Origin of the sequence: Daejeonella sp. (assembly GCF_044348475.1) — a bacterium.
Classification (GTDB): Bacteria; Bacteroidota; Bacteroidia; order Sphingobacteriales; family Sphingobacteriaceae; genus Daejeonella.
Genome location: NZ_JBIKSU010000160.1, coordinates 1 through 2,860, shown reverse-complemented (window position 1 = coordinate 2,860; position 2,860 = coordinate 1). Strand labels below are relative to the sequence as shown.

General features: G+C 38.0%; 3 protein-coding genes. 2 read left to right on the top strand and 1 reads right to left on the bottom strand.

Annotation, left to right across the window (positions count from 1 at the left end; all coding sequences use genetic code 11):
* The coding region (locus tag ACIQZ6_RS12670) for a gamma-glutamyltransferase family protein (protein WP_395811653.1) at positions 1–1,245 on the top strand (1,245 nt) is incomplete at its 5' end.
* 110 nt (positions 1,246–1,355) lie between these two features.
* Positions 1,356–2,339, top strand: coding sequence for a sterol desaturase family protein (locus ACIQZ6_RS12665; RefSeq protein WP_395811651.1), 984 nt, complete (start codon positions 1,356–1,358; stop codon positions 2,337–2,339).
* 10 nt (positions 2,340–2,349) lie between these two features.
* Here the strand turns inward: ACIQZ6_RS12665 and ACIQZ6_RS12660 are convergent.
* The coding region (locus tag ACIQZ6_RS12660) for an SCO family protein (RefSeq protein ID WP_395811649.1) at positions 2,350–2,860 on the bottom strand (511 nt) is incomplete at its 5' end.

Below are 2,860 nucleotides of genomic sequence, written 5' to 3'. Positions count from 1 at the left end.
CCAATGAGCAAAGTGCTTGAAAAGGCAGTATCCTATGCTAGAAATGGATTTCCTGTGCACGGCGAATTAGCCAACTCTTTAAAAAATGTGGTGTCTTTATATGATCAGTATCCCAATGTTGCACAGCATTACTATCCTAAAGGTCAGGTACCTGTTGAAGGCGATGTATTCAAAAACCCCAACCTTGCCAACACACTTGAAAGGATAGGAAAAGAGGGTAGGGATGTATTTTATAAAGGCGATATGGCTCGAACGATGGATGCCTTTATGAAAAAAAATGGGGGTTTTCTGAGTTATGGAGATATGGCTTCGCATACTTCAACCTGGGTTGATCCGGTTTCGGTTAATTATAGGGGATATGATGTATGGGAACTGCCACCAAACGGACAAGGGATTGCGGCCTTACAAATGCTGAATATTCTTGAAGGATATGATTTTTCTAAGATTCAATTAGGAAGTGCAGAACATATTCACCTGTTCACAGAAGCAAAAAAGCTAGCTTTTGAAGACCGGGCAAAGTTTTATGCGGATATGGAATTTGCTAAAGTTCCGGTCAAAGAGTTAATATCTAAAGCCTATGCTGCTGAACGTAGAAAGCTGATAGATCCTAATAAGGCCGCCGAACGTGTCGATGCTGGTAATGCTGCCATGAAGGATGGAGATACCATTTACTTGACTGTTGCCGATAAAGACGGCAATATGGTATCACTGATTCAAAGTAATTTTCGTGGGTTTGGTTCGGGTATGATGCCCGACGGGCTTGGCTTCATGTTTCAAGATCGTGGAGAATTATTCAATGTGATGAAAGAAGGCGAAAGTAATACCTATGCTCCCGGAAAACGTCCTTTTCAAACAATCATTCCAGCATTTATGACCAAAAATGGGCAGCCAGTCATGAGCTTTGGAGTGATGGGTGGATCGTTTCAGCCTTTAGGACATGTACAGATAGTGATGAATATAGTTGACTTTGGATTAAATGTTCAAGAAGCAGGTGATTATCCGCGTATAAACCACGATGGGTCTTCTGAGCCTACTGGCGAAGGCATGGCTCCTAAAGGTGGCACCATCACGCTTGAAAGTGGATATACCTATGATGTAATCCGAGATTTAATGCAGAAGGGGCATCAGGTTGGTTATATTAATGGGCTATATGGAGGTTATCAGGCTATTCGCTATGATCCGGTAAGAAAGGTTTATTTTGGAGCTTCTGAATCTAGGAAAGATGGGCAGGCAGCGGGGTATTGAAGGTGAAAGCATAAAGGTGAAAGCTAAAAGCATAAAGCTAAAAGGTGAAGGCTAAAAGCTTTATATGTTAAAATCTAATGTCTAAATTTAGTTGATTATTAATCTTTAATATGGAATTTCTTGAAACTATTGTTAAGCAGATCTGGGGCTTTTTTAGCTTTGATGGGCTTATTGAAATTATCAAATCTGGTAATTATCAGTCTCTCTTAACTTACCAAGGTATAACCTCTATTGTTGCTCCAATTTTGCCATTTATTTTGATTTTAGAATTGTTAAGGGGGCTTTTGTATAAGAAATTCAAGGTTGTAGCTTATAAAATATCCTTTTTCAGTTATTTATTCAACTCGGTATTGGGAAGGTACATTTCTATTGGGATGACCCTTTTTTGTATCGGATTATTTGAACAGTATGCTATAATTTCCATTTCCTTTACCTGGTACTGGTTTATTTACGGATATATTATCTGGGAGTTCGCCCACTTTATTTATCATTTTTTGGCTCATAAGGTCAGGTTATTTTGGTGTTTGCATTCTACACATCATGCTCCTGAAAGTATGAATCTGGCAGTTTCGCACGCTCATTTCTTTCTTGAAGGGCCATATGCCGATGTGATTAGAACTTCAATTTGTATGCTTGCGGGGGTTCAGCCGGCTATGTTATTTGTGATCATGTTCATTGATGGCACCTATGGCTCTTTTATTCATATTGGAGAATCAGTAATGAAAAATGCGAGATTGGGTATTTTGGGAAAATTTATTTTAAGCCCTGCACATCATCGTGTTCATCATGCTAAGAATATTGAATACATGGATACTAACTATTGCAATCTTTTAAATATTTGGGATAAGGTGTTCAAAACCTATCAGCCAGAAAGGGATGAAATTAAGGTAGAATATGGAATTACCCGTGAGATAATACCCAATAGTTTTCTAGATGCTTATTTTGGAGAAATTACAGCCCTGGCAAAGGATGTTTGGCATGCACCCGGATTGACCAATAAGATATTTTATTTATTCATGCCTCCGGGATGGAGCCATACCGGTGATCATAAAACTACAGCGGCTTTGAAAAAGGCAATGTTAAAAAAGGAATAGATTTTTGACATTACTCCTCTCTTTTCAATATCGCAATATCTTCTTTTATTCGTTCAATTTCAACTAAGAGTGTCCCATTATATACTCCCCTGATCCTTCTATGCTTGTCTATCAGAATGAAGTTTTCGGTATGAAGAAATTCATTGCCTGTTTGGTAAAAGCCGATGGTATCTCCCGCAAAATATTCCTGTTTTGCAAGTCGATAAATGGATGATTTATCGCCTGTCAACAGACTCCATTTGTCTGATCTTATTTTATTATCAAGTGCATATTTTTTCAGTTTGGCTACAGAATCTGATTCAGGTGTAACCGAATGCGAGAGTAAATAGATTTGTTCGTCATCGGCAAATGCATCCTGAATCAGGTGCATATTAGTAGTCATTTTGCTACAGATATTTCTGCAGGTAGTAAAGAAGAAATTTGCTACATAAATTTTGCCTTCCACATCTTTTTCAGTAATGGAATTACCTTCCTGATTCACTAAAGAGAATGAAGGAATTTGATGAATTTTTTTATAGTCT

Excerpts from the sequence above, each read along its gene's own strand:
- ACIQZ6_RS12665 (WP_395811651.1), top strand. The coding sequence starts at position 1,356 with ATGGAATTTCTTGAAACTATTGTTAAGCAGATCTGGGGCTTTTTTAGC.